This window comes from Paracoccus suum, from assembly GCF_003324675.1.
Classification (GTDB): Bacteria; Pseudomonadota; Alphaproteobacteria; order Rhodobacterales; family Rhodobacteraceae; genus Paracoccus; species Paracoccus suum.
In genome coordinates, this window is record NZ_CP030918.1 from 2,719,847 (window position 1) to 2,745,615 (window position 25,769).

Annotated in this window: 23 protein-coding genes; 5 read left to right on the top strand and 18 right to left on the bottom strand. The window is 64.5% G+C overall.

The window, feature by feature from the left end; translation table 11 throughout:
- The first annotated feature begins 12 nt into the window (after positions 1-12).
- Both DRW48_RS13280 and DRW48_RS13285 read left to right on the top strand, forming a co-directional pair.
- Positions 13-1,605, top strand: coding sequence for an ABC transporter substrate-binding protein (locus tag DRW48_RS13280; protein WP_114076838.1), 1,593 nt, complete (start codon positions 13-15; stop codon positions 1,603-1,605).
- Positions 1,606-1,760: 155 nt separating this feature from the next.
- Entirely contained in the window at positions 1,761-3,038 is a 1,278-nt protein-coding gene (locus DRW48_RS13285) for a hydroxyacid dehydrogenase (RefSeq protein WP_199286107.1), read from the top strand.
- On the opposite strand, the gene DRW48_RS13290 is transcribed toward DRW48_RS13285, so the two are convergent.
- From DRW48_RS13290 to DRW48_RS13330, 9 genes are all read right to left on the bottom strand, one after another.
- On the bottom strand, positions 3,031-3,933 hold the full coding sequence (locus DRW48_RS13290; protein WP_114076840.1) for a PfkB family carbohydrate kinase: 903 nt from the start codon (positions 3,931-3,933) through the stop codon (positions 3,031-3,033). The genes DRW48_RS13285 and DRW48_RS13290 overlap by 8 nt on opposite strands.
- On the bottom strand, positions 3,930-4,799 hold the full coding sequence (locus DRW48_RS13295) for a MurR/RpiR family transcriptional regulator (RefSeq protein WP_114076841.1): 870 nt from the start codon (positions 4,797-4,799) through the stop codon (positions 3,930-3,932). Before DRW48_RS13295 ends, DRW48_RS13290 begins: the two co-directional genes overlap by 4 nt.
- On the bottom strand, positions 4,796-5,761 hold the full coding sequence (locus tag DRW48_RS13300) for an ABC transporter permease (RefSeq protein ID WP_114076842.1): 966 nt from the start codon (positions 5,759-5,761) through the stop codon (positions 4,796-4,798). Before DRW48_RS13300 ends, DRW48_RS13295 begins: the two co-directional genes overlap by 4 nt.
- Positions 5,748-7,304 (bottom strand): sugar ABC transporter ATP-binding protein, encoded by a 1,557-nt coding sequence (locus tag DRW48_RS13305; protein WP_114076843.1) that lies wholly within the window; start codon positions 7,302-7,304, stop codon positions 5,748-5,750. The genes DRW48_RS13300 and DRW48_RS13305 overlap by 14 nt, the downstream gene beginning before the upstream one ends.
- Positions 7,305-7,386: 82 nt before the next feature.
- Positions 7,387-8,442, bottom strand: a complete 1,056-nt coding sequence (locus DRW48_RS13310) for a sugar ABC transporter substrate-binding protein (protein WP_114076844.1) — start codon at positions 8,440-8,442, stop codon at positions 7,387-7,389.
- Between the two features lie 57 nt (positions 8,443-8,499).
- The gene (locus tag DRW48_RS13315) at positions 8,500-9,483 is read right to left on the bottom strand and encodes a sugar phosphate isomerase/epimerase family protein (protein ID WP_114076845.1); all 984 of its coding nucleotides are present in this window, start codon (positions 9,481-9,483) and stop codon (positions 8,500-8,502) included.
- 741 nt (positions 9,484-10,224) lie between these two features.
- Positions 10,225-10,710 carry a RidA family protein gene (locus DRW48_RS13320; RefSeq protein WP_114076846.1) on the bottom strand — a complete coding sequence of 162 codons (486 nt, stop codon included), beginning with the start codon at positions 10,708-10,710 and terminating at the stop codon, positions 10,225-10,227.
- A 59-nt stretch (positions 10,711-10,769) separates the two neighbouring features.
- Positions 10,770-11,165 (bottom strand): c-type cytochrome, encoded by a 396-nt coding sequence (locus DRW48_RS13325; RefSeq protein WP_114076847.1) that lies wholly within the window; start codon positions 11,163-11,165, stop codon positions 10,770-10,772.
- Between the two features lie 21 nt (positions 11,166-11,186).
- A complete protein-coding gene (locus DRW48_RS13330; RefSeq protein WP_338418421.1) occupies positions 11,187-12,773 on the bottom strand; it encodes a flavin monoamine oxidase family protein in 1,587 nt (528 codons plus the stop codon).
- Positions 12,774-13,077: 304 nt separating this feature from the next.
- On the opposite strand from DRW48_RS13330, the gene DRW48_RS13335 reads away from it, so the two are divergent.
- A complete protein-coding gene (locus DRW48_RS13335; RefSeq protein WP_114076848.1) occupies positions 13,078-13,275 on the top strand; it encodes a hypothetical protein in 198 nt (65 codons plus the stop codon).
- Positions 13,276-13,314: 39 nt separating this feature from the next.
- On the opposite strand, the gene DRW48_RS13340 is transcribed toward DRW48_RS13335, so the two are convergent.
- The 9 genes from DRW48_RS13340 to DRW48_RS13380 all read right to left on the bottom strand — a co-directional run bounded on the left by DRW48_RS13340 (position 13,315) and on the right by DRW48_RS13380 (position 24,261).
- A complete protein-coding gene (locus tag DRW48_RS13340; RefSeq protein ID WP_114076849.1) occupies positions 13,315-14,781 on the bottom strand; it encodes an NAD-dependent succinate-semialdehyde dehydrogenase in 1,467 nt (488 codons plus the stop codon).
- A 47-nt stretch (positions 14,782-14,828) separates the two neighbouring features.
- On the bottom strand, positions 14,829-16,271 hold the full coding sequence (locus DRW48_RS13345; RefSeq protein WP_114076850.1) for an aldehyde dehydrogenase family protein: 1,443 nt from the start codon (positions 16,269-16,271) through the stop codon (positions 14,829-14,831).
- 11 nt (positions 16,272-16,282) lie between these two features.
- Complete coding sequence (locus tag DRW48_RS13350; protein WP_162784767.1) at positions 16,283-17,260, bottom strand: ABC transporter substrate-binding protein; 978 nt, start codon at positions 17,258-17,260, stop codon at positions 16,283-16,285.
- A 43-nt stretch (positions 17,261-17,303) separates the two neighbouring features.
- Positions 17,304-19,064, bottom strand: coding sequence for a thiamine pyrophosphate-binding protein (locus DRW48_RS13355; protein WP_114076852.1), 1,761 nt, complete (start codon positions 19,062-19,064; stop codon positions 17,304-17,306).
- Positions 19,061-19,888, bottom strand: coding sequence for an ABC transporter permease (locus DRW48_RS13360; protein WP_114076853.1), 828 nt, complete (start codon positions 19,886-19,888; stop codon positions 19,061-19,063). The genes DRW48_RS13355 and DRW48_RS13360 overlap by 4 nt, the downstream gene beginning before the upstream one ends.
- Positions 19,885-20,739, bottom strand: coding sequence for an ABC transporter ATP-binding protein (locus tag DRW48_RS13365; protein ID WP_199286108.1), 855 nt, complete (start codon positions 20,737-20,739; stop codon positions 19,885-19,887). The genes DRW48_RS13360 and DRW48_RS13365 overlap by 4 nt, the downstream gene beginning before the upstream one ends.
- On the bottom strand, positions 20,736-21,689 hold the full coding sequence (locus DRW48_RS13370; RefSeq protein ID WP_162784768.1) for an ABC transporter substrate-binding protein: 954 nt from the start codon (positions 21,687-21,689) through the stop codon (positions 20,736-20,738). The genes DRW48_RS13365 and DRW48_RS13370 overlap by 4 nt, the downstream gene beginning before the upstream one ends.
- A gap of 125 nt (positions 21,690-21,814) precedes the next feature.
- Positions 21,815-23,053 (bottom strand): FAD-dependent oxidoreductase, encoded by a 1,239-nt coding sequence (locus DRW48_RS13375; RefSeq protein WP_114076855.1) that lies wholly within the window; start codon positions 23,051-23,053, stop codon positions 21,815-21,817.
- A gap of 8 nt (positions 23,054-23,061) precedes the next feature.
- Complete coding sequence (locus DRW48_RS13380; protein WP_114076856.1) at positions 23,062-24,261, bottom strand: amidohydrolase family protein; 1,200 nt, start codon at positions 24,259-24,261, stop codon at positions 23,062-23,064.
- Positions 24,262-24,386: 125 nt separating this feature from the next.
- On the opposite strand from DRW48_RS13380, the gene DRW48_RS13385 reads away from it, so the two are divergent.
- Entirely contained in the window at positions 24,387-25,040 is a 654-nt protein-coding gene (locus DRW48_RS13385; RefSeq protein WP_114076857.1) for a DUF4286 family protein, read from the top strand.
- A gap of 21 nt (positions 25,041-25,061) precedes the next feature.
- Positions 25,062-25,763 carry a GntR family transcriptional regulator gene (locus DRW48_RS13390; protein WP_162784769.1) on the top strand — a complete coding sequence of 234 codons (702 nt, stop codon included), beginning with the start codon at positions 25,062-25,064 and terminating at the stop codon, positions 25,761-25,763.
- Positions 25,764-25,769 lie beyond the last annotated feature (6 nt).

Consider the following 25,769-nt stretch of genomic DNA (forward strand, 5'->3'; position numbering starts at 1 on the left):
AGGGAGACAAACATGAAACGATCCACTCTTGCAGGGCTGACCCTGTCGGCGGCGCTGGGGCTGACGGCCTTCGGCGCGTCCGCCAAAGACTTCGTTTACTGCTCCGAGGCGACGCCCGAGGGTTTCGACCCGGCGCTCTACTCGGCCAACTCGACGTGGGATGCCTCGTTCGAGGCGCTCTATGACGCCCTGACCCGCTTCAAGGCCGGCGGCACCGAGGTCGAGCCTGCGCTCGCAGAAAGCTGGGACGTGTCCCCCGACGGGCGCGAATACACCTTCCACCTGCGCCCGGGCGTCAAGTTCAACGGCAACGACAAGTTCACGCCGACGCGCGAAATGAACGCCGACGACGTGATCTTCAGCTTCACGCGTCAGATTCCGCAGGACGGCCCCTGGAAGGAGTACAGCCAGGCAGGCACCTGGGTGATCTTCGATTCCAACGACATGGCCAAACTGATCAAGGAAATCATCAAGGTCGACGATCTGACTGTGAAGTTCGTGCTGAGCGAGGCGAACGCCACGTTCCCGGCCCTGATGGCGCGCAACTTCGGCGCTATCCTCTCCAAGGAATATGCCGACCAGCTGCTGGCTGATGGGCGGACCGACGATCTGAACCTTGCCCCGGTCGGCACCGGGCCCTTCCGGCTTGTCAATTACCAGGCCGACGCGGTGATCCGGTACGCGGCGAACCCCGACTGGTGGGATGGAAAGCCTGCGATCGACAACCTGATCTTTGCCATCACGCCCGATCCGTCCGTGCGCATGGCACGTCTGAAAGCGGACGAATGCCAGATGGCGCCCTTCCCAGCCCCCGCGGATGTCGCCGGGCTCAAGGCCGACCCCGCGCTCAACGTCATGGAACAACCCGGCCTGAACGTGGCCTATCTCGCCTTCAACACGCAAAAGGCGCCGTTTGACGATCCGGCGTTGCGAAAGGCATTGATCACGGCCATCGACCGCAGCGCCCTGATCGAGACGGTCTATGGCGGTATGGGCCAGGTAGCCGAGACACTGGTGCCACCCACGATGTGGGGCTATGCCAGCGATATCAAGCCGTATCCGTACGATCCCGAGGCCGCGAAAAAGGCCCTGGCTGAGCTGGGACAGAAGGATCTGTCGGTCGAGCTTTGGGCCATCCCGATCAGCCGCAGCTACATGCCCAACGGCCGTCGCGCGGCCGAGATGATCCAGTCCGACCTCGCCGCTGTCGGCGTGAAGGCCGAAATCGTCAGCTACGAATGGGGCGAGTACCTGAAGCGTGTGCGCGAGCGTGACCGCGACGGCATCGCGATGATGGGCGGCAGCGCGGACCTGCCCGACCCGAACAGCCTGATGAACTTCTTCATCGGCTGCGAGTCGGGGGGCAACGCCGCCTTCTGGTGCAATGAAGAGGTCGAGGGCCTGATGAAGGAGGCCCGCCAGATCTCCGACCAGGGCGAGCGGACCAAGCTCTACGTCAAGATCCAGAACATGATCCATGACATCGCCCCGGTCCTGCCGCTGGCAAACGCGACGGTCGTGCTGCCGATGTCGGCCAAGGTCAAGAATTACGCCATGGACCCCTTGGGGTCGCACCGGTTCGAAAAGCTCGACCTGGCCGACTGAACCAGACGCGCCTCGCTGGTTCGGCGGGGCGCGGGTTGGCACTAAGGGCCACGGATGCAGAGTCCGCGGCCGATGTAAAGCGTGCCCACGACTCGCAGAGGGGGCACGGTTCTATCGCGCTTCAACGACCCGGCCAAAAGGTCGGGTTGTGCTGATTGACCGGCGGCAAATGGGGCTACCGGGCCACTTGCCAAGCGGGGGTGCCTGTCGCCGGTTCAACTTGCTTGGACAAGGGCAAATCCATCGCCGCAAAATTGGCGGCGCGCTCTGCCCTGAGCCTGTGGAGCTTTCCCCTGCCCGCACGGTCTTGCAGCGAGTTGGGCAGGTCGTTCGCCGCCAGCTTCCCCAAGTCGGTGTTCCACTTTATGCTCGGATCAACCCCACTGACGCACGGAGAACCTCGGGCGATGGCGCGTGACATTATACTCGTAGACCCCCTGCCTCGGACGCTCGATCTGATGATGACACCCGACATGCGTGCACGCCTCGAGGCGTTGGGGGAATTGGTCGTGGCAGAGGATCGGCCGATGCCCGATGATCAGGTGGACGAGCTCCTTCCGGAGACAGTGCTGATCATCGGACAAACCACGATGCCGCGCACGCGGCTGGAGCGCGCGCGCCGGCTGAAGGCGATCATCAACGTTGAGACGAACTTCCTGCCCAATATCGATTACCAGTTTTGCGTCGAGCGCGGCATCTGGGTGATTACCCCGGCTGCGGCGTTTGCCGAACCGGTGGCCGAGGCGGCGCTGGGCATGGCGCTGGACCTTTCTCGCGGAATCACGGCGGCCGATCGGGCGTTTCGCGCCGGCACCGAAACCTACGGGCTGGAAGGCAACGTCGACACAGTGCCGTTTACCCGGGCGCCGGTCGGGATCATCGGTTTTGGCGACCTGGGTCGGCACCTGCGCGAACTCATCCGACCGTTCCGCAACACCGTGCGCGTGTTCGACCCGTGGCTTCCCGACGAGATCATCGCCCGCGCTGACGCGACCCCTGCGACACTCGACGAAGTGCTTGCCCGCAGCCAGTTCACCTTCGTCTTTGCAAACGTCACCAGCGAGAATGAAGGTTTTATCGGGGCGCGCGAGTTCGCTCTGATGCCCAAGGGTGCCGCGGTCCTGCTGATGAGCCGGGCGGCCGTGGTGAATTTTCCCGACATGTTGACGGCTGCCGCGTTCGGCCACATCCGGGTCGCGACCGACGTCTTTCCGGACGAGCCCGTTGCGCCGGACGACCCCGTGCGACACGCGCCCGGCGTCCTGCTGTCGGCCCATCGGACCGGGGCGACGCGTGACGCATTCTATCAGCTCGGCGCAATGACGGTCGCGGACGCCGAATTGATCCTGCGCGGCCTTCCGCCCCAATTATGTCGGCGCGCGGACCCAACGACGGCCGCTCGGCTGCGATCCAAGCCCGTCAACATCAGCTGACATCATCCCCCAAGGCAGCGCTGACCGGGCGCGAGACATGGGCGGCGGCCGCGCGGTTGGCGGCATCGAGCGCGTTGGAAAAGGCAGTTCCGCGCGCCAACGCCGCGACCAGTGCGCCAACGAATGTGTCCCCCGCGCCGTGCGTGCTGACCAGAGGCACAGGCAGCGCCGGCAGCGTGGTCGGAGCGGAGCCGCGTTCCACCCCAGCAACCCCCTGTTCACCGGCGGTCACTACGACGCGGGGGAACCGCCTGGCCAGCCTCTGCGCCGCGGCGGCTGCGTCATGCAGTGTCTCGACCGCGCCCCCTCCCCCCTGCTCAGCCTCGATCGCGTTGACGATCAGCAGATCGACCAGCGGCGCCATCGCCTCCGACATCGGCCGAAAGGGCGCTGCGTTGAGGACCACGAACGCGCCGCGGGAACGCGCCGTGCGCGCGGCGGCGACATTCGCGTCCTCGGGGATCTCGTTCTGAAGGATCAGCGCGACCGCGCCCTGCCAGAGCGCGGCGTCGGCGAGCGACGCCGGATCAGGGTGCAGGTTGGCGCCCGACACGATCACGGCGCCATAGTCCCCGTCGCTGTCGGCAACCGCGACGCTCATCCCCGAGCCCTGGTCCGGGTGCACCGTCACCCACCCGCCATCGACCTTCGCCGCGGCCAAGCACCCCTTGAGGAAGCGGCCGAAGTCGTCGTCACCCACGGCGCCCCACATCCGCACGGTCGCGCCCGCAGCCGCGGCCGCCACCGCCTGGTTGCCGCCCTTACCGCCGAATTTTGGTCGCCACGCAAGGCCCGCAACCGTCTCGCCCTTCCGCGGGCGATCAGGAGCATCGACCATGATGTCGTAGTGGAGGCTGCCGGCGACGACGACCACCGGCGCGGTGAGACAATTCATTTCACCTGCCTCCGGGCCGAGACGGCGCCCATCGTTGCGTTGAGGTTTCGCTCAGCCTGCGGCAGGTCCCGCTGAGCGATGGCGGCAAAGAGCGCGTCGCAGATCACCAGTTGCGCGATCCGCGCGGCGGCATTCTCGCCCAGTAGTGGTGAGCCCTGCGCAGTCGAGCACAGGACGACGTCAGCGGCCTCTGCCAGCGGCGAGCCGGCGTAGTTGGTGATGACAATGGTCCGCACACCGCGCCGGCGCGCCAGTTGCAGTGGCTCGATCACCGCCGTGGTGGTGCCCGAGTGCGAGAAAGCGATTGCCACATCGCCGTCCCCCAGCAACGCGGCCGACATCAGCATCATGTGGGCATCGTCGAATACCGAGGCCCGGACCCCGATTCGCAACAGCTTATGCGCCACGTCGCGCGCGATCTGGGCCGACCCGCCGATGCCGTACAGGTCCCGCTGCCGTGCGCCATGGATCAGGCCGACAGCACGATCGAAAGCCTCCATGTCAAGAATTGCCAGCGTTTCCTGCACCGCCTGGATTGACGTGTCGAAAACCTTGCGCGTGATTTCGGACGAGGTGTCCTCGGGCGCCAGTTCGCGGTGAAGGTCACTGCCGGGCAGCGCGTTGTAAAGGACGAGCGCGGTTCGAAACTCGCGAAACCCGTTGAAGCCCAGCTTCTTCGCGACCTTGACAACCATCGGCTCGGAGACGCCCGCGGCCTGGGCGAGGTCACGCAGCGCAGTGCCTTCGCTAAAGCCGGGCTGCCCCAGGGCCGTTTCGACCACGCTCGTCTCAAGGGGCGTCAGCGTCGGCAGCAGCATCCGGATGTGGGGGCCGATGCTCTGCGGCCGGTCCAGGGGGCGCTTCATTCCCGCCCCCGCGTGGCGCGGTCGATCAGCATGGCAACCAGGATGATGATTCCGGTGGCTAGCAGTTGATAGAACGCCTGCACGTTCAGCAGCGTCAGCCCGTTCCGCAGCGATCCGAGGATCACGGCACCAATCAATGTGCCGACCACGGAACCCTTGCCCCCCATCAACGAGGCCCCGCCGATGGCCGCCGCCGCGATTGCGTCGAGCTCCCACAGGTTGCCGAGAGTCGGATCGGCAGCGCCCAGACGCCCGACAAGGATCAGCCCCGCCGTCGCTGCAAGGGCGCCAGAGAAAACATACGCCGCGATCTTGACGCGCCGGACCGGGACGCCAGCGATATGGGACGCCTCCTCGTTCCCGCCCACGGCGAGGAAATATTCACCGAGCGGGGTCTTGTTCAGCACAATCCAGATGGCCAGCGACAGGACCGCCACGATGTTGACCGGGTTGGGAATGCCGCCGACCGAGCCGGTGAACAGGGCCCGAAACTCGGGTGGAATACCGAAGATTGGATTCCCGCCCGTGTAGATGAGGGCAATCGCCCGGTAGAGCGACAGTGTGCCAAGGGTGACGATGAACGGCTGCAGTCCGCCAAAGGCGACAAGAGCCCCGTTGAACGCCCCGGCCGCCGCCCCGATCAGGAGCGCCGCCAAGACCGCGAGGGGGATTGGTACCCCCGCGGCCATCAGGGTCGCCGCCGCCACGGCGGCAATCGCGGCAGTCGGACCAACAGACAGGTCGATGCCGCCGCTGATGATGACCAAGGTCATTCCCAGCGCGACGCAGGCGTTGATCGCCGACTGCTGCAGGATGTTCAGCATGTTGGCGCTTGTTAGGAAGGTCGGCGTCAGGCTTGAGAAGACCACGACGATCACCAGCAGCCCGAACAGGGTGCCGGCGTCGCGCAGTCCGGCCGTCAGCCGCAGGCGGGAGGCCGACTTGGCTTCAACGGTTTGCATGGCTGATGTCCTCGGGGGCTGAAGCGGCGGTCAGGGGACGCTCGGTCCCGCTCTGGGGAACGGCGAGGCGCACAACGGCCTCCTCGCTCAGCCCGGTGCGGGGAAGGATGCCGGCGACCTCACCCTCGCGCATGACGAGGACACGGTCGGCTACCCGAAGGATTTCGGGCAGTTCCGACGACACGACGATAATCGACCGACCTTCCGCGGCGATGCGCTCGATCAGGGCATAGATCTCGGCCTTGGCGCCGATGTCGATGCCCCGGGTCGGTTCGTCGAACAGCAAAATGCGGGCGCCGGCAGCCACCCAACGGCCAATGATGGCCTTCTGCTGGTTGCCGCCCGAGAACTTTCCAATCGGCCGAGTGATGTCCAGCGGCCGCAGGTTCAGATCTTGCATGAGCCGCAGACTTTCGGCGCTGAGCGCCGGGAAGTCGATCAGCCCCGCGCTGGTAAAGCGCCCCATGGACGACAGCGCGATGTCGCTGCGGATCGAGCGGCCGGCGACAATCCCCTCGCGCTTGCGCTCCTCGGGCAGAAGGCCGAGGCCGGCAGCGATGGCGGTCCGGGGATTCCCGAGTGGAAGGGGCTTGCCGTCGATCGTGACCGTGCCGGCATCCGGATGGTCCACGCCGGCGATGAGGCGCAGCAACTCGGTCCGCCCCGCGCCGACCAGCCCCGAAATGCCGAGGACCTCGCCACGGTGCAGGTCGAAGCTTACGTTGCGGACCGCGCCCCCTCGACTGAGGCCGGCCACCGACATCACCACCTCCGGCCTGGAAAAGCTGTGAAACTCAGCCGCCACCAACTCGCGTCCGACCATGCGGGCCACGACGCCCGCCTCGTTCGTTTCGGCCATCCCTACGTCAGCAACCACCCGGCCATCGCGCAGGATGGTCGCCTGGTCACAGACCCTGAACACCTCGTCCATCTTGTGTGATACGTAAATTACCGACACGCCGCGCCCGGCCAGATCGGCGATCAGAACCGCGAGGCGGTCGAACTCGGCCGGGGTCAGGCTCGAAGTCGGCTCGTCCATAGCGAGGATGCGGCAATCTTCCATCAACGCCCGGGCAATCTCGACGATCTGGCGCTGGGCAACCTTCAGTGTCCGGATCGGGGCCTTGGGGTCAATTGCGGCGTCGAGCGGCGCGAGCGCGCGGGCCGCGGCATCTTCCTGCCGCCTCCGGGTGACCAGGGTGCCCGCGGCGGTAGTCAGCGGGCGGCCCAGAAACATGTTCTGGGCAACGCTTAGGTTTGGCACGTGCTGCAGTTCCTGGTGGATCATCGCGATACCGGCGCGGCGCGCGGCCACGGGGCCGCGGCCGGTGATCGGCACGCCGTCCACCTCAATGGTGCCGGCGCCCGGCTCGATGACGCCAGACAGGATTTTCAGCAGCGTCGATTTGCCGGCGCCGTTTTCGCCCAGCAGCCCGTGAACGCTGCCGCGTCGGACAGTCATGTTCACGTCCGACAGAGCGTGGACTGGACCGAAACTCTTGCTGATGCCCGCCAGCCGTAGGCGTGGTCGTTCATCTGACATGTCCAGGCTCCTCCCGCGATGCCCGGTGACGGGGGCCAACGCCGCCAGCCTGACTGGCTCGGCGCGGCCTCACCCCATGGTTTCACTTGGCGGTCTGGACCGCCAAAACCGCGCGCAGATCGTCACCGGTGACGCTGTACTTTTCAACGGTGTCCGCCGTAATTAATGCCTGTGGGGTGACCACCACACGCGGAAGGCTCTGACCGCCCAAAAGGCGCAGCGCAACCTCGACCGCAACCTCGCCCGTCAGCACCGGGAACGAGTCGACGGTGCCCTTCAGCTCGCCTGCCTTGACCGAGGCATAGGCATCGGGGATACCATCAGTCCCGAATACCGCGACCTGTTCCTGCTTGCCAGCCGCCTTGACCGCCTCCACGATCCCCAACGCCATACCGTCGTTGTTGGCGTAGAACCCGATCAAGTCCGGGTGCTGCTGCAGGATGTTGGCGGCGCTGTCATAGGCAACCTGACGATCCCAGTTGCCGGGCACGCTGGCCACAACCTGAAACTTCGGATCCTTTGTAATGGTCTCGGTGAATCCCCGGGTCCGTTGACCGGCGGCATAGACCCCGGCCTGCCCCTCGATCACCGCCACCTTGCCCCCATCGGGACGGTTGGCGATGAACCATTCAGCCACCTTGACGCCGTTGTCGCGCTGGACGTTGCCGACGTAATTCCTAGCGCTCGGGATCACGGCGTCGTTGACGTTGACGACGGGGATGCTCTTCGCCATCGCGCTTTCCATGGCCGGCTGCAGGTTCGAGTCGGTCTGCGGCGATAGCAGCAGCGCGTTGAACCCTTGCGAGATCATCGTCTCGGTGATCGAGAGCTGCCCGAGCTGGTCGCCCTCGCTCTGCGCGGCTTGATAGACAACCTCAACCCCGGCTTTCTGGGCCGCATTGGCGTAACCTTCACCGACGCTGCGCCAGTACTGGTTGGTGAGGGTTTTCGACACACCGCCGAGGCGGGTGCCCGCGGGCGCCGCCGGCACGTCGCCAAATTTGGACTGGAGCTGGGTCCAGTCGATCCGGTCGGCCTCGGTGTCCGAGTTCAGGGGCGCCAGGTCTTGCGCTTGGGCCAGTCCAGCCGTCAGAATCAGCGCACAGGTCGCGGCAATCGCGCGATAGTTGAACGTCATGTCGATTGTCTCCTCCTCTTCCTGCCGGGGGCGTCGCGCCGGCGCGCGGTCGGTGCTTTAGCGCCCCATGAGGGCGTCGTTGACGATCTGCTGGGACCCTACAGCGTCCTGGGATGCGAGTGCCTCGGCCAGCCGGTTGTCGGCGTCGAGACGGTCGGCCACCGACATCAGGCGATTGACGGTCCGGATGTTGACCGCGCATTCGGCGACGGGATCAAGCCCGCTCGCATCGGGGAATGTGTCGAAATAGAGTGCGCCGTCATAACCATCACGACGGATCTGCCACAGCAACTCGAGCGTCGCGCGCACATGCACCGCACCGACCATCAACCCGTCGTCACGCTTGCCGAAGCCGTCGTTCAGATGAACGCCGAGCAGCCGGCTTCGCCTACTGATCTGGGCCGCTGCAAGGGCCGGCTGTTCCCCCGCATAGAGGGCATGCGCGAAATCGAGGGTAACCCCGAGGTTCTCAGACCCTGCGTCCTGGATCGCCAGCAGCGTCGTTGCGGCATCGCGCAGCAGGGCATGGGCCCGCGGCTCGTCGGGTTTGTACTCAACACTGACGAGGCAATCCGGGTCGTGCGCCGCCACCTCGCGCAGGGCCTCGACCTCAGCGTCCCAGGCCTGCCGATAATCGAGCTGGAAGTTATAGTCGAAGCCGTCCTGACCCAGCCAGATGGTCATCAACGAGGAACCGATCTCCCGCGCGGCGTCAATCCCGCGCTTGGTCAGGTCGATCGCCTCACGCCGCACGGCCCGGTCAGGGTGGGTGAAGGCGCCGAGTTTGAATGCGGGATTGGTGTAGTATCGCATGGCGAGGCCGTTGACGTTCAGGCCAACGTCCCGGACTTGCCGGCCGATCAGCGCCGGGTCGCCGGTGACATGGTCGGGATAGTTCAGGTCCACATCCGTTAGCCCCTCGACCGTCGCCGCCCGCTCGATGGTCTGAAGCGTTGTCGGCTTGCCAACGAGGTCGGACCAATAGAGCGCCGGCGCCGAGGCGAATGAGTTCAAGCGGGTTGCAAAGCGGGACAGGGCCAAGGTCGTCTCCTCACATACTTCACGTTTACACTTTATATCGTGAAGTCGTCAACCATCGTCATTAGGGATGTTTCGGGACCGCGCTTGCCTGCCGCACGCGGGGGCGGCCTGTTTCAAAGGGAACCGGCTTACCGGTGAAGCGCACCGACCCTGCCCTCGTCGCAAGGTCAACGCAGCCCTTCCGCTAATTTACGGTTCACGTCCAAGATATGCGAAAGGCGGAGGCGCTAAGGTCTGCTCCCCAGTGTCGCTGTCGAACAACGAGGATCGGCCGCACGACCTTGGGATCGGCAGCCATGACATGAATCAGTTCCGATGAAATAGTTTCGGACCGATCTTCAGGACCGAACTCGCCGGGGGTGCTTCACGGTTGCCAACCGGTACAGAGAGGCGCCGGTAGATGGCGAGGGTCGCTGTAGGTTAACGGCATCGCATTACCCTCTTCACGACCACCAGGAGGGCAAGGTGTACCAGTCCACCGCGTCCAAAGCGCGGGGCGGAGCCAGGGTACGGTCCTCAGAAGACTGATGCGCCGCTACGCTTCAGCCGCAGGCGTGAAAGTTAGCAGTCGGACTCAGTTGTGAGAGTTCCGTCACCTTGCGGCCCGAAAGGCGAAAAACCTTTTGCGGCCTCAGGCACCCCAGAGGCCAACAGTCGCCGCTAAATACGCTTCCGGTTCCGAGGCAGGAGGGGCCCTCAACTCTCATGCAAAGCGAGGGCCGCCGAGAACTCCGACAGTACTCAGGGACGAACCGCCGTCACCTCGATCTCGACCAGCCAGTTCGGGTTGACGAGCGCGTCTACGATCATGGCCGAGCGGGCCGGCAGGTTCGGTTGTGCCTCAGTCCCGAAAAACTGGGTGTAGCCCTCCATGAAGCCCGCGAAATCGGCCGCCGCCCCTTCTGGCGCCACCAGGAAGACCTGCATCTTGACGACGTCGCCCATGGTCAGGTCCAAGTCCTTCAGCGCCGCGTCGATGTTGTTCAGAACGCTGACGGTCTGGGCCTTGGTGTCGCCCCAGGCGGCGGCGGTTTTGGAATCGGCATTCTGATCGGCAACCGAAGGAACCACGCCGCTCAGATAGACCGTGGTTTTCCCCGCTGGCACTTCAACGGCGCGAGAAATGGGAAAATCGGATCCCGGCGTCTTGTGGCGAACAATGTCTTCCGCCTGGGCGATCAGCGGCACGGCTCCGAGCAAAAGGGCGAGTGCGAGTGCGTTCTTCATGGTTCGATTTCCTCGTCATTTCCGGGGGTGGATCGGGCCCAAAGGCCCGATCCGAAGCGTCAGCGTACTGCCGCGACGTCTTCCGCAGTTGTATCGCCTTCGAAGCTGTTTCCCAGATCGTGGCGGACGTAGTTCACGACATCAGCGACCTGGGCGTCGTCCATGACGCCGCCCAGCGGCGGCATCGCCTTGTGACCATTCAAGACCCAGGCGATCACCGAATCTGCAGAGTCAACGAACTCGTTGCCAGCCAATGCGGGATAGGCGCCGGCACCCGTGGCGCCTTGGCCGCCGGGCATGTGACAGGCGGAACAGACAGCGTTGTAGATCTCCTTGCCGCCGGTCTGGGGGAGGGTCTGCGCGGTGCTAGTTTGGGCAAAATCCGCGGCGGACGCACCGATGGTCGAAGCGCCCAGAACTGCTGCGAAAACAGCCAGCGCAATATTATGTTTCATGGCTTTTCCCTCGATCCTGGTTCAGGCGCCGGTGACATGCGCGTGCAGACGCTCGATGGCATTCAGCGCGGACAAGATCGCGCCTTCCTGCCAAGCCGGCAGGTGCGAGATATGCTCGCCCGCCATCAGCGTCCGCTGGTCCATCTTGCAGGCGTTGGCATAGTTGCCTTCCATGTCACGCCATTCACCGTAGCAGCCCAGAGTCCACGGGACGCGATGCCAAGCCACGGCGACGCCGTTCGAGAATTCGTCGCGGTACTGCGGATGGATCTGCGAGCCGAATTCCAGCGCCTTCTCGATCCGTTCTTCGGCTGGAACGGCGTTGAACTGATACGAAGCTGCGCCCCAGGAATAGGCCCCCAACAGGACGCCCGGACCATCGCTGAAAAAGTCGGTCGACGGATAGGAAAGCAGCGTGATCGGCGTGTTGGTGTAGCTGATGCCGCCGTAGATGTGGTCGTCCTGTTCCCAGAAGCGGCGCTTGAATTCGAGGCCGACCTTGATCGAGCTCGCATAATACACGTCATCGATCGCCGCACTCATCTCGGCACCGAAATTGTTTTCGATCTGGCCAAGAACCGAGAAGGGGATCGTGCAGATGCAGTAATCTGCGGATGCGGTTTTTTCTTCAGTCCCGCCGTTCGCATCGACCCATGTGGCGGTGACGCCGCTGTCGCTGCCCTCGATCTTGGTGACCTTGGCGTTGTAGGTGATGAGGTCCTTGACCTCTTTCTCGAATGCCTGCGCGATCATGTCCATGCCGCCCACGGGCTGGAAGATCGCCGCCTGGTGGTCGATGGATTCACCGGTGATGAGGTCCTTCCACAGCCGACCCTTGAGGATATCGGCCAGCGAGATGATGTCCGAGGGCTCGCCTGCACTTTGCGTGCCACCGCCCGGATCGACCTTCCAGCCGCGATAACCCGAGGTCGCGGCGGATTTCACGTATTCCAGCTTGTCGTCCAGAACGCCGTATTTCTTGAGCGATTCAACCAGCAGAGCGGCATCCTCGTCGGTCACCAACTCGTCCAGCTTTTTCTGGTCGACGGCCTTGGCCAGCAGCTCAGCGATCTGGCCGCGGTAATCGGCCTGGATTTCCTTGAAGCGCTGGGGCTTACCCTCGAACGCCTCGGTGTTGTGGACAAAGGCGTTGTAGTTGATCTGTATGAACGGCTGCAGCTTGACGCCAAAGCGTTTGCAATAGTCAAGAACGGCATAGTGGTCGGATGGGATGCGCCACGGACCGGGGTTCAGATAGTTGCCCTCGGCGAATTTCACTTCCTGCTTGAAGCCGCCGAGTTCGGTGTAGACATCGCCGCCGCGCAGCGTCCAGCAGCGACCGCCGGCTTTTTCGCGGTACTCCAGGATCTGGACCTTGTATCCCGCCTTGCGAAGTTCATAGGCCGCCGTCATGCCGGCCAGACCTGCGCCAAGAACCAGCACGCTGGTGCCCTTCGGATCCCCCTCAAGCTTGATCGGACCCGTGTAGTCGGACGTGCCGGCGTAACCCATGCCCGCCATCGCGGAATACATGACGGAGGCACCCGCCGTAATTCCGATCATGGCCAACAGGTCGCGCCGCGACATTCCAAGTGTGGTGTCTGTCACTGGCATTGCTCCTCGCTAGACTAAGGTCGTAGACAAAATGTCGCACCTAGCAACGGATCGGTATCTCTCGGCAAAGGGGGGGTCAACCGGCAGAGGACTGAATTTAAAGCCGCAAGGTTGGCGCTCAGTGGAACGGCGATGCGCTCAGCGCGCCGCGACCGAGCGGACGGCGGCCGTCGTCCGCTCACGGTGGATGGTCGACGTCTCAATCTCCGTCGCTCTCCCCGCCTTTCGACCGGATCGCAGCCCTCTGCCTGCTTCAGCGCTCAAGACCATCCTGCACGGTCCACATACGGTTCGGTCGGTGGAGGCCTGGGCTGATCTGCGCGCTGCCCGTGCGGTGCGCGAGGTGCCGCGGCCCGAGCAACTGGGCATGGCGCTGGACGATCTGCTGCAGCCCGACCGCGCCGCCGATTATGCCGCGCGGGCCTGGGCGGTCAGCACCGCCGGGGCCGCCGTCGCGCAACGCATCGCGGCCGCTGTGCTGGCGGTCATCAACTGACCGGTGGCCGGACCCCTGCGAGGGGATCCGGCCCCCTCCTCAGATCGACAGGCAGACGTATTTCAGCTCGAGGAAGTCGTCGATGCCGTAATGGCTGCCCTCGCGGCCGAGGCCGGACTGCTTGACGCCGCCGAACGGTGCCACCTCGGTCGAGATGACGCCCGTGTTCACGCCGACGATGCCGTATTCCAGACCTTCCTGCACGCGGATGATGCGGGCCATGTCGCGGGCGTAAAAATACGACGCGAGCCCGAAGATCGTATCATTGGCCTTGGCCACCACCTCTTCCTCGGTCTCGAACCGGAACAGCGGCGCCAGCGGGCCGAAGGTCTCTTCGGTCGCGACCTTCATGCTGTCCTTGACCCCGGTCACGACCGTCGGCTGGAAGAAGAGGCCGTCGACCCGCTTGCCGCCGGTGACGATCTTGCCGCCGCCGTCCAGCACGTCCTGGATATGCTCCTCGACCTTGTCGACCGCATCCTTGTTGATCAGCGGGCCGGTGGTCACCCCGTCCTCGAGGCCGTCGCCGACCCGCAGCTTGTCGACCGCAGCGGCGAGGCGCCCCGCGAAGTCGTCATAGACGCCCGACTGCACATAGATGCGGTTGGCGCAGACGCAGGTCTGGCCGTTGTTGCGGAACTTGGAGGCCATCGCGCCCTCCACCGCCTTGTCGAGGTCGGCGTCGTCAAAGACGATGAAGGGCGCGTTGCCGCCCAGTTCCATGCTGCATTTGAGGACCTGGTCGGCGGCCTGGCGCAGCAGGATGCGCCCGACCTCGGTCGAGCCGGTGAAGGTCAGCTTGCGTACCTGCGGGTTCTCGCAGAACTCCTTGCCGATCTCGGACGAGCGGCTGGAGGTGACGACCGACAGGATGCCCTTGGGCAGGCCCGCCCGCTCGCCCAGCACCGCCAGTGCCAGCGCCGACAGCGGGGTCTCCGCCGCCGGGCGCGCGACAAAGCCGCAGCCGACGGCCAGGGCCGGGCCGCATTTGCGGGTGATCATGGCGTTCGGAAAGTTCCACGGCGTGATGCTGGCGACCACACCGATCGGCTGCTTCAGCACGGTGATGCGCTTGTCGGGCTGGTGGCCGGGGATCGTCTCGCCATAGACCCGCTTGGCTTCCTCGCCGAAGAACTCGATGAAGCTGGCGCCATAGGCGATCTCGCCCTTGGCCTCGGACAGCGGCTTGCCCTGTTCGGCGGTCAGGATCTTGCCCAGGTCGTCCTGGTTTTCCATCATCAGGTCGAACCACTTGCGCAGCACCTGCGCGCGCTCTTTCGCGGTCCGGGCCGCCCAGGCCTTCATCGCCTCGGCGGCCGCCGCGATGGCGCGCGCGGCATCGGCGCGGGTCATGTCGGCAACCTCGGCAATGACATCGCCGCGGGCCGGGTTCATCACCGGAAACGTGCTCGCCCCCTCAACCCACTCACCGGCGATATAGGCCCGCGTCTGCAGCAGCGACGGGTCGCGCAAAAGGGTCCGCAGATCAGTCGAATGCTTGGTCATGGAAAAGGGGTCCTTTGCAACAGAACGGTTGGACGTAGGGATCGGGCTCACCCGCTGGCGATCGAAATGGCCTTGATCTCGGTGTAACTCAGAAGCTCTTCGATCCCTTCTTCGCGCCCTACCCCACTGTTCTTCATCCCTCCGTAGGGGACGCCGACATAGTGCGGGCCGACGCAGTTGATCCAGACATACCCGACCCTCAGCCGCCGGCCGAGGCCCAGCGCGGCACCGACGTCGCGGCCCACGATGCTGGCCGTCAGCCCGAGCGAGGATGCATCGTCAATGGCGATGAGTTCGCCCTCGTCGCGCCAGCGGAGCACACTCAGAACAGGTCCGAAGAACTCGTCTCGCGCCAGGGCGTTGTTGGCCGTCACGCCGCCAAAGAGGGTCGGCTCGACCCAAAATCCCTTGGCGAACATCGCACCGGCGGGGCGGCCCCCGCCCTCCAGGATTTCCGCGCCTGAGGCCCGTCCGCGCGCGATGGCGGCCGTGATCTTGGCGTGGTGGGCCTCGGAAATGAGGGGCCCCATTCCGGTCGAGGGATCGAAGGGATCGCCGGGACGGATCGCGCGCATGCGGGCCCGTACCCGGGCCAGGACGGCATCATGAATGTCCTCATGCAGCGCCAGGATCGAGGTCGAACCACAGGACTGACCTTGCCACTGAAAGTTCATTCCCTCGATCGCGAGGCTGGCCGCCTTTTCCACATCCGCATCAGGCAGCACGATCATCATGTTTTTGCCGCCAAGCTCGTGGGTGATATGCTTGACGCCGACCTCCGCCGCAGAGCGCTGGATGCGTTGGGCGGTTTCAACCGAGCCGATGAACCCGATGCGTTTGATGCGCGGCTCGCGGACGATGGCGTCGCCGCAGCGCGCGCCGGTGCCGCTGAGAACGGACGCGACCCCCGCTGGCAGGTGCTCGGCGGCAAGCTCCGCCAGAATTCCCCCCGACAGCGGCGCCTGATCAGGGGTTTTGACGATAACGCAGTTTCCGGTGATCAGCGGTGCCCCCATTCTGGAAAGGGCGAAATAGAATGGATGGTTGAAGGCGACGATGCGGGCTACGACGCCGAACGGCTCGCGCAGCGAGAGGTGGACGTGGGTGGGCGTCGCAGGATAGGTCGCCCCCATGACGGCATGGCCGAGGCCGGCATAAAATTCCAGCCGGTCGGCCGCACGCAGGACGTCACTCAACATCGGCGCGAGTAGGTTGCCGGTATCCTGAACCTCGACGCGCGCGATTTCATCTGCACGGCCCCGAACCGCCGCGGCAAGTTTGCGCATGGCCGCGGCGCGCGCATCCACCGAAAGGCCGGCCCATGCGGGCCAGGCGGCGTGTGCCGCGTCCACCGCACGGCGGATATCCTCGGGGCCCGCGTCGGGCGCCACGCCCAAGGGACGGCCAGTCGCCGGGTTCACGGTAGGAAGTTCTGCCCCGTCGGCGGCGTCGCAGAGAACGCCGCCAATCAGCATTTTCGCGCGGATCATCGAAGACCCGCTCATTTGCCTACCATAGCGCCGGACGCGGCGAGGGCGGCCGTGTCCGTCATCCCCGCCGGATCGTAGGCTGCGTCAATGCTTCCGAGCTTCGCGAGCAGATCGCGTTGCCAGATCAGCTTGGCCGGGTCGATCTTGAAATCGCGCGACACGATGCCGAGGGTGACGATCTCGTCGAAAACTGCCTCCGGTTCGGGGCTTTCCGCCTTCAGATGGGCGATCTTGCGCGTCAGTGCGGTCGTCTCGTCGCGATTGGCCAAGGCGTGGGTGTAGGCATCACGCTCGGCTGCAAGGAAGGCGGCGGCATCCTCGGGTCGTTCGGCGAGCGTTTTCCCGGTGACGTAGAGGCAACGCCGCATTGCGTCGGGCAGTGCATCAACGGCGTTCGCCACTGCATGCGCGCCTACTTCCTTGGCCTTGGCTGAAAACTCACTCGACGCTGGCGCGGCGTCGATGGCACCTGCGGCAAGCGCCTGGATGCGCTCTGAATCCGAGCCCGCTGTGACGACCGTAACGTCAGCCTCTGTCAGCCCCTCCTTGTCCAGCAGAGCCCGCGCGAACAGGTCTGGCTGCGAGCCCGGCGCCGAGACCCCGATCTTCTTACCCTTCAGATCGGCGACAGTTTGGATGCCTTCACGGCCCCACATCACGTAGGACAACTTGGGCCAATGGCACCCGATGATCTTGATGTCAGCGCCTTTCGAGGCGGCGATCATCGGGCTGCCAATGGCTCCTTCGTAGCTGTCCAATTCACCCGCGATCAACGCCTTGATAAGAAGGGTGTCGCCCTTCAGCGTCACCATCTCAATGTCGAGGCCGTGCTTGCGGTCAAAGTCCTTTTCTGCCGCCATGAACAGGAAGCCCGCGTCGCCCTTGGCCTGCACGGTTCCGTGGCGCCATGGCTTCGCGTCCCGGGCGCAGACGGGCGCCGCAACCACGAGCAGTGAAACCGCCGATACTAAGCCAATCCATTTTTTCATTCTTTCCCCCCCAAAGCGTGACACTTGTCGCATCCGCGCGCCGTCATTCGACTGCGGTCATTACCTCGACCACCGCGACTTTCCCTGCCCTCGCCGCGGCCGCGCCCTCGGCAAGAGCGACTGCCAACTCGGCTGGATTGGTGGCGGGCCCAAAGCCCGAAGCGCCCATGCTGCGCGCCATGGCGAGCAGGTCGATCGGTGGATCCTCCATTCGTTGACCGACATGCGCATTGCCGACAGGGCGACCACGATGCTGGGCGACCTCGATCTGATGCAGCTCGTCATTTCCCCAGCTGCGGTTGTTCGCGATGACGATCAACATTGGCGCACCCGTATGGGCAGCGCTCCAAAGCGCGCCGCCTCCCATGACGAAATCGCCGTCGCCGAGGATCCCGATGACCAGTTTGCCGCTGTCCTTCAGCGCCAACGCCGCGCCCGCGACTGCGCCAGGGCCGTAGCCGACGCCGCCTCCCCCATCGCCGCCGAGGTAATAGCCCGAACCGGGAAAGTCCCAGATTCCCGCTTGCCAACTGCGGTGATTGCGCACCGCCAGCAACCAATCGTCACCGCGCACCTCGGCGAAGAGCGCCTCGGTCAGCTTCGCCAGGCTGACAGTTTCATTGTTGCCCGCCTCGCGTCGGTGCCGGCGGCGTGCTGCAACCTCAGCCTTACGGGCCTTCAGCGTCTCGATGCGGGCCTGGGAATTCACCCGCCGCCCTTCGGTCATCGCCGCCTCGACCGCCGCCAGCAAGGGACCCAGACTCGCGAGGGCGTCGGCATCGACCCGCAGGTCGGCGGGCGGCGTCGGTCCACCGAAACGGGCCCAGCTGCCGCCGAACTGATCGTTGCGTGAAATGTCGATGATGTAGGGGGCGGCCCTTCCCACTGCGCCGCTGCCGGAAAGGATCGCGCTGCGATTGCTGCCATAGCCCAGTGTGGCCGCCGTAAGGTCCTGGCAGTCCAGCGCGAGGATGACGTCAGCTTCACCCCGGATGGCGCCATCCCCCTCCATGTTCTGCGGATGGGCCGTTGGCATGCAGACGATGTTCCGATCGTCCAGATAGGCCGCCCCCGTGAGTTCGACGAGCGGGGCGAGCGCGGCCGTCGTCGCAGGATCGGTGCCAAACCGCCCACCGATGATCAGCGGCAAACGCGCCGCGGCCAACACCTCCGCGATCCGGGTCAGTGTGGCGGGATCGGGAACAGAAGGCGCCGGGGCGGCAAAGCGAGGCAGAGAAGGATCGGGCAGCACAACGTCGGCATCGGCAGGGCTTTCCTGCAGCCCCGCGTCGAGAGAAACGTAGACTGGTCCGCGGGGCGCCGTGACGGAACGCCTTCGCGCCTCCAGCATCGCGTCGAGGCAGGCCTGCAGTGTTGCGGGCTCCTCCGCCCATTTGACGAAGGGCCGAACGATGTCCGGTTGCGTCGATGCGCAGTGCGCCCAATCAATGAACCGGCGTTCTGCCGGATCTGCCGGACCGCTGCCACCGAGGATAAGCAGCGGCACCTGATCGCAGAAGGCATTAAAAACGCCCATCGATCCGTTCAGCAACCCGACCAGGTTGTGCAAAATCGCCACCCCCGGCTCGCCGGAAGCCTTTGCGTAACCATGCGCCATGGAGACCGCGATCATCTCGTGGGTGGTCAGCACCAGCTTGGGATCGCGGTCATCGAGGCAGTTCACGATGGAATCGTGCAGTCCGCGAAAGCTGGACCCGGGATTGATGAAAGCATGACGGACGCCCATGGACCGCAGCAGCTCGGCCATCAGGTCCGAGCCGTAGACGACATCTGTCCCGGTCATTGAACGCCGCGCCCGGAGATTTCCACATGCCAGGGGGCGATGCGCCGCTCCAGCCAACCGACCGCAGCCGTCGCGATCACCGCACCAGCCATGATGACGATGATCGGCGCCAGCATCCGCGCTGTCTCGAAGTTATTCGACGCCGTCAGGATGACGCCGCCCAACCCGGAGACGGCGGTAAAGAATTCGGCCACGATGATCGCGATCACCGCCTTGCCGATCGCGAGCCTGATCCCGGCCATGATGTAGGGCACGACGGCGGGCAGCACGATGCGGGTCAGGATGGTGAAGGGGCTTGCGACGAAGGACTTCCCGACCTCGAGAAGCGATCGGGGCACCGACTTAACTCCTATCCAGGTGTTGATGCAGATCGGAAAGAAGGTCAGCAGGGTGACGATCGCGGTCTTTACTGCGAACCCCAGTCCGAACCACAGGACCAGCAGCGGAACCAAGGCGATCAATGGCATGGCATATCCGGCGGTAACGTAAATGCCGAAGGCGGCCTCGACCCAACGGAAGCGGCCGAGAAGAAGGCCGAAGGGGATGCCCATCACGAGGGCGAGCAGGAAGCCGGCGGCCATCGGGCGGGTGCTTTCCCATCCCGCCTTCCACAGCGTGCCTTCTTTGGCCATCACCACCAGCTCGCGGGCGATTGCGGTGGGATAGCTGCCAAACAGCGGATTCACATTGCGGCCGAAATACTCCCACAGCAAAAGCACGATGAGGATCGAGGCGGTCGTTATGGCCGGTGCCGGGACGCTGAAGCGCGCGGGCTGCGCGTCTGACGGAGCGGTGTCTTCGAGGATCACGGGATTAGAGCTCATCGCAGGCCAACCTCTTGCTTGGTTTCCGGCAGGTGGCGCAGCAACTCCCACAGGTGGACACGGGCACGACCGAACTCGGGCCGGGCGCGCATCTCGGCAAGCGGGCCGCGGGGCCGCGGAAGACCGATTTCAATGATGTCCTTCACAGCGCCGCGTTCCATGACGACCACGCGGTCGGCCAGCAGGACCGCCTCGTCCAGATCATGGGTGACGATGATGATGGTTTTGCCGGTAGCGGCCTGAATATCCAGCAGCTCTGCCTGGAGGCTCTCGCGTGTCTGCGCGTCGAGAGCACCGAAGGGTTCGTCCATCAGCAAAACTTCGGGCTCGATCGCCAGGGCACGGGCGATTCCGACGCGTTGCTTCATGCCACCCGACAATTGGTGAGGCTTGCGGTCGCGTGCGTTTTGCAGCCCGACCATCGCGAGGAACCGCTCGGCCGTGCGGCGGCGAAGCGGTTGCCGGATGCCTTTGGTCATCAACCCGAACTCGATGTTCGCCAACGCGGTGCGCCAAGGCAGAAGTTCGGCGTGCTGAAACACCAAACCCCGATCATATCCGCAGCCGCGAACCCGCTTGCCCGAAACGCGGACCTCGCCGGCAGTCGCGGTCTCCAAACCCATGATGATGCGAAGCAACGTCGTCTTGCCGCATCCGCTGGCGCCTGTGACTGCGACGATCTCGCCCTTGCGAACGGCAAAATCTACGCCGCAAAGGGCCGGAATGCGCTTGGATTGACCGGCGATCGTGATCCGGAAATCCTTTCGAAGGCCGGTGATGGACACATGCGGGGCATCGGCCTCCAGGACCGCGGGCGCGGTCCAGGCATCGCGCTGCAGCGCCGCCATCATTTCGCCGACAACGCGAGGGCGGCGCGGCGCACCGTGTCATCGACCATCGTTGCCGGATCGAACTTCGCGTCGATGTTGCCCGTTTTCGCCAGAACGTCGCGCAGCCAGTTCAGCTTTTCGACCGGGACATTGAAATCCATCGCAATGACCCCGGGTTTGCTGGCGAGGTCGTAAGCATAGGCTGCGGTTTCATCGCCATCGGGAAGTTGGGCGATCTTCTTGGACAGCGCCAAGGTCTCGTCCTTGTGGGCAAAGGCGTATTTATAAGCTGCCATCTCCGCCGCAATGAATTTGGCCGCGGATTCCTTGGTCGTCGCGTCTCCGCGCATGACCATGCACAGTCGCATGTAATTGGGTAGCATCGTCTGGCCATCGACGATGGGTTTCAGTCCCAGCTTTTCCGCCTGTGGGGTAAACTCGGTCGACGACGGCGCCGCGTCCGCGACGCCGGAGACAACGGCCTTGACGCGGTCCGCGTCCCCTCCGGACGTGACCAAGGTTACCGAGTCGACGGGAATGCCCTTCTCGATCAGGACCGCCCGCGTGAAAACATCCGGCAATGCCCCCGGCGCCGAAACGGCGACCGTCTTGCCCTGAAGGTCCTCGGCGCTCGCCAAGGTCTTGGAGAAGATCGAGTATGTAAAGCCCTGCCAGTGGCAGCCGACGATCTTGAGCTTGCCCCCTTTGCTGGCAGCGATCATGGGGCCGGCAGGGTTGCCCTCGTAGCTGTCGAGCTGGCCAGCCAGCAGCGCCCTCAGGGCCAGCGCGTCGCCCTTGAATTCGCTGACCTGGATGTCGAGACCCTGTTTTTCATCCATCCCCCCCTCGGCAGCCATGTAGATCAGGCCCGCATCGCCTTTCGCGGCGACCGTCCCGTGCCGCCAGACTTCGAGATCGGCCGCCTGGGCCGCGAAAGCGGTACAAGCTGCGAGCGCGGCGGTAAGCGTCATTCGGCTTAGCATCGATATCTCCCCTTATCTCTCCCGCCTGCAGAATCCCGCGGGTCCATTCGGCATGTATTATTGTATGACAGAATGACGGCCGTTCTCCCGTCGCGCAAGAACTTTCCGGCGCCTTAGTCCAGTTTCATGGCTGCGGCAGTTCGCTGCGCACGCAACATCGAGCTGCCGAGCAGGAATGCCTTTGCCTTGACGGGATCGGCGGCGATCTGGCGCAGGTTCTCCATGTTCTCGCGCCGGGTCTCAGGGTCGGAAGCCTCGAGCCGCTTCTTGTTCTCGATGCTCTGCGCCTGGACGAAGTTGATCGAAAGCGAGCGTCTTTGCAGATCGTAAAGGTCCAAAACCTCCTCGCCCGCACGGCCGTGCCAGAGGTCCGATAGCTTGGCGACCAGATTGCCCGCGTCCTGGATTCCGCCGTTCAGACCCATCCCGCCGATGGGATTGTTGATATGTGCGGCGTCGCCCGCGAGCAGAATGCGTCCCTTCCGGAACCGCTCGGCCACCCGTTGATGCACGCGGTAGAGATTGCGGTGAACAATCTCGTGGTCGCGATCGAGCGGAAAGAATTTCTGCATCTTTGCCTGCACCGCCTCGTCGGACATGATCTCGTCCTCGCTGAGGTCAGTCGAAACCGGGAATACCGTCCGCCACAGGCCGGGCGGGCCATCCGCGATCACCTTGAAGCAGTTGCACCACTCCTCGGGGTCCGCAAAGTAGCTGCGAAAGCAATACCCCCGCTCTGCTTCGAAATCGAACGGGGTGGTTAGAACCAGAAACTGCTCCGGGTAGGTGAAGCCGTCGAAAGGAATTTCCGCGGCCTTCCGGACCAGGCTGCGCCCGCCATCCGCGCCGACCAGCCAGCTGCCGGTCAGCCGGCTGGGTGCGTCTTGTGACCCTGTCGGGCGAACATCCAGCCAAACGCCGTCGTCGTCCTGGCCTGCGGCGACCACGTCGTAACCCATCATGATTTCCGCGTCCGCCTCTCGGCGCAGGTGCGCCAGGGCAATACGCGATGTCTTGAACTGTTCGCACTGCACCACATAGGGAAAGCGCGTTTCGTCTGCGAGCAGCCCGTGGTCGAACTCGGCTACCAGCTCGCAGGCTGGTCGATCCCAGAACTGAAATACTGGCGCGACCAGACCGGCTGCGCGGACCTCGCCCTCCAGCCCGAAATCGTCCAGCACTTCCAGCGTGGCTGGATGGGTCGTCGCCGCCCGTGGATCGTCCCTTATCTGGCTTTCACGCTCGACGAGCGTGACGGGGACTCCCCGGCGGGCGAGCCCCAGCGCGACGAGCAATCCTACGGGGCCGCCGCCTGCGATCAGAACTCGGCCTTGGATATTGTTGTCGGGCATCGGAATCCTCAATGTGCTGCGGCGCCGGAAAAATCGAATGGCACCCGGTTCTGGGCGACGCGAACCTGGCGCGTGGTGGCTGGCGTATTTCTGCTGCGGCCTACGAACCGGGGAACGCCGCCCGAGATCACGGCCCCGATGGCGACCGGATCGCCGTTGGAAAGCGACGCCAGCGCATCCTTGCCCGAGCCGCCAAGCGGGGTGTCGATGAGCGCCAGGTCCGCGTCGCGTCCGGGGGCGATAAAGCCACTATTTCGACGGTAGACGCGGGCATTACTGCCTGTCGCCGCGCAGATCGCGCGCTCAGGGGCGATGCCGCCCAGGCTCGCGAGGTGGCTGATCGTGTAGATCATCCCCAAAGGCATGATACCGCTGCCAGTCGGGGTGTCGGTCGCGATCAGCACCCGCTCAAAGCAACCAGCCTCCTCGGCCAGCCTGGCGCATAGAAGGGCGGTGCGAAGATTGCCCGCCGTGCAGATTTGCAGAGCCACGTCGCTTTCAGCGATGACTTTGGGAAAATCCGCGTCGGGCATGGCGACCGGGCCGCCATTGACATGGAACGACACATCGGGCGCGACGGCGATCACATCGGCACCATGTATCGGCGCACTGCCGGGAATGGACGCACCGCCAGTGTGCATTGTCGTGATCATGCCGTGGGCCTTGGCCGCGGCGACCAGCGGGGCGTAGTCGCCTGGACTTGCCACGGCGCCGAACCCCGCCTTGGCCAACCAGACCCCCTGAGCCGCAAGCTGTGCAAAATCCTCAGCGACGAGGCCGGGCTCCAGGATCACCGAACCCGCCCAAACCCGCATCCCGCCGGGACGATAGTTGGCAAAGCAGCGTTGCGCCGCCAGTGCCAGGGCTTTCACACCTTCCGGGTCTATAGGGCGGCCGGGCACATGGACCTCGGATGCGCTTATGGCAGTCGTCACGCCGCCGTGGAGGTAGCTCTCCAGGTAACCGACCGTTTTTTGCCGCGGCGTGTAATCGCCGAAGGTGATGTGGACATGACTGTCGATCAGGCCGGGAATCAGAGTGGTGCCGCCAGCGTCGATGACAACGTCACAGCTTTCGACGAGGCCGGGATCTGCGGTCCCGACCGAGTGGATCAGCCCACCCTCGGTCACGACCGCGTCGGCGTTGCCGAGAGGCTCGGCCAAATCCCCCGTTACAAGCTGACCGATGTTGGTGATTGCGATCCGCATAAGCCGCCCCTTGTGTCTCGGTATCCCGGTCTCCGCTGCGGCCTTCGGCCAACAGAGCTTTCTCTCTGGTGAGACTAGAAAAACTTTTGTATGACGAGAATACAGTATGTCAATGGGAGACCGACATGGCGGGCGCAGTTCTTTTCTCGGAGATGACCCCTTCCCCGGACTGGGAGGGCGAGTTCAATGAGTGGTACGACAACGAACACATCCCCTTGCGCATGACGGTGCCGGGATTCACGGGCGCCCAACGCTACAAGCGCAATGACCGCGATTACCTCGCTGTCTACGACATGACCGGCACCGACGTCCTGCAAACCCCGGCCTATGTCGAAATCAAGGACAATCCGACGGCCATGACTGCGCGGATGCTCGGTTCCGTAGGCGGATTTACCCGCTACATCGGCACCGAGATCGGCTTTCAGTCTAACGTGGCGCTTGACGACGCAATTCCCGCTCCGGTGCTGTATTCCGTACTATTTTCAGTTCCCGGCGACCGGCTTGGCGACTTTGACGCGTGGTATGACCAGGACCATCTGCCCGCCCTCCTCGAAAACCCCGACTGGCTGGCTTGCCGTCGCTTTTCGCTCGAAGTCGCGCATCCGCAACCTTTCAACCGCCTCGCGCTTCACTACCTGGCCACTGACGAAGCCTTGGATTCCCCGGCCCGCGAGAAGGCCCGTGCAACGCCCGGGCGGGCGCGGCTTGCCGCCGAGCCTTGGTTTCAGGCCGATTATAAGGTCTTTTACCTCCACGGCGAACGGTTTAGCGCAAGGTGACGGCGTAAAATGAGGGCGGTCATGAGTGGAAAGCTTGCCACGAGCAAACCGCAAGCGGGCGTAGCGGCCCTGAGGTCGATCGGAACGCCGGTGCTGGTCCGCGAGCAAGCCTATGACGGTTTGCGCGATGCCATCGTGAATGGTCAGCTGCCGCCTGGCACGCGCCTTGTCGAGCGCGAGCTATGCGAGGCGCTCGGGGTCAGCCGCACGTCACTGCGCGAGGCGCTGCGGCGCCTCGAGGCGCAACGCCTGATCCAGGTCGAAGGCAGGCGCGGGCCGACGGTGGCCCGCCTCACCCGTGACCAGGCCTCGCAGATCTACACCCTGCGCAAGTATCTCGAGGGAGAGCTGTTCGACCGCTTGGCCCGCCTGACAGACCCCGCGAACCTGACCGAGCTTACCGCAGCATTCGACAGCTTCCACCATGCGGTGAACGATCAGGATGTTGCGCGGGCGGTCGAGGTGATGGTCGAATTCTATGCCGTCGCCACGAGGATGCCCAGCGTCGACGTGATCGAGGAAGTCCTGAGCGAGTTGACCGCCCGGGTAAGCTACCTGCGCTATCGCACCATGTCGCGCCCGGGCCGCATGGAGCAATCGCTACGCGAAATCAGGGCTATCGTCGAGGCCGTAGCCGCAGGCGATCCAGAAAGGGCACGTGCGGCCGCGGTTGAGCATATCGACAAGGCCGCGACGATTGCCCTGAAACTGCTGGACAACTGATCGGAT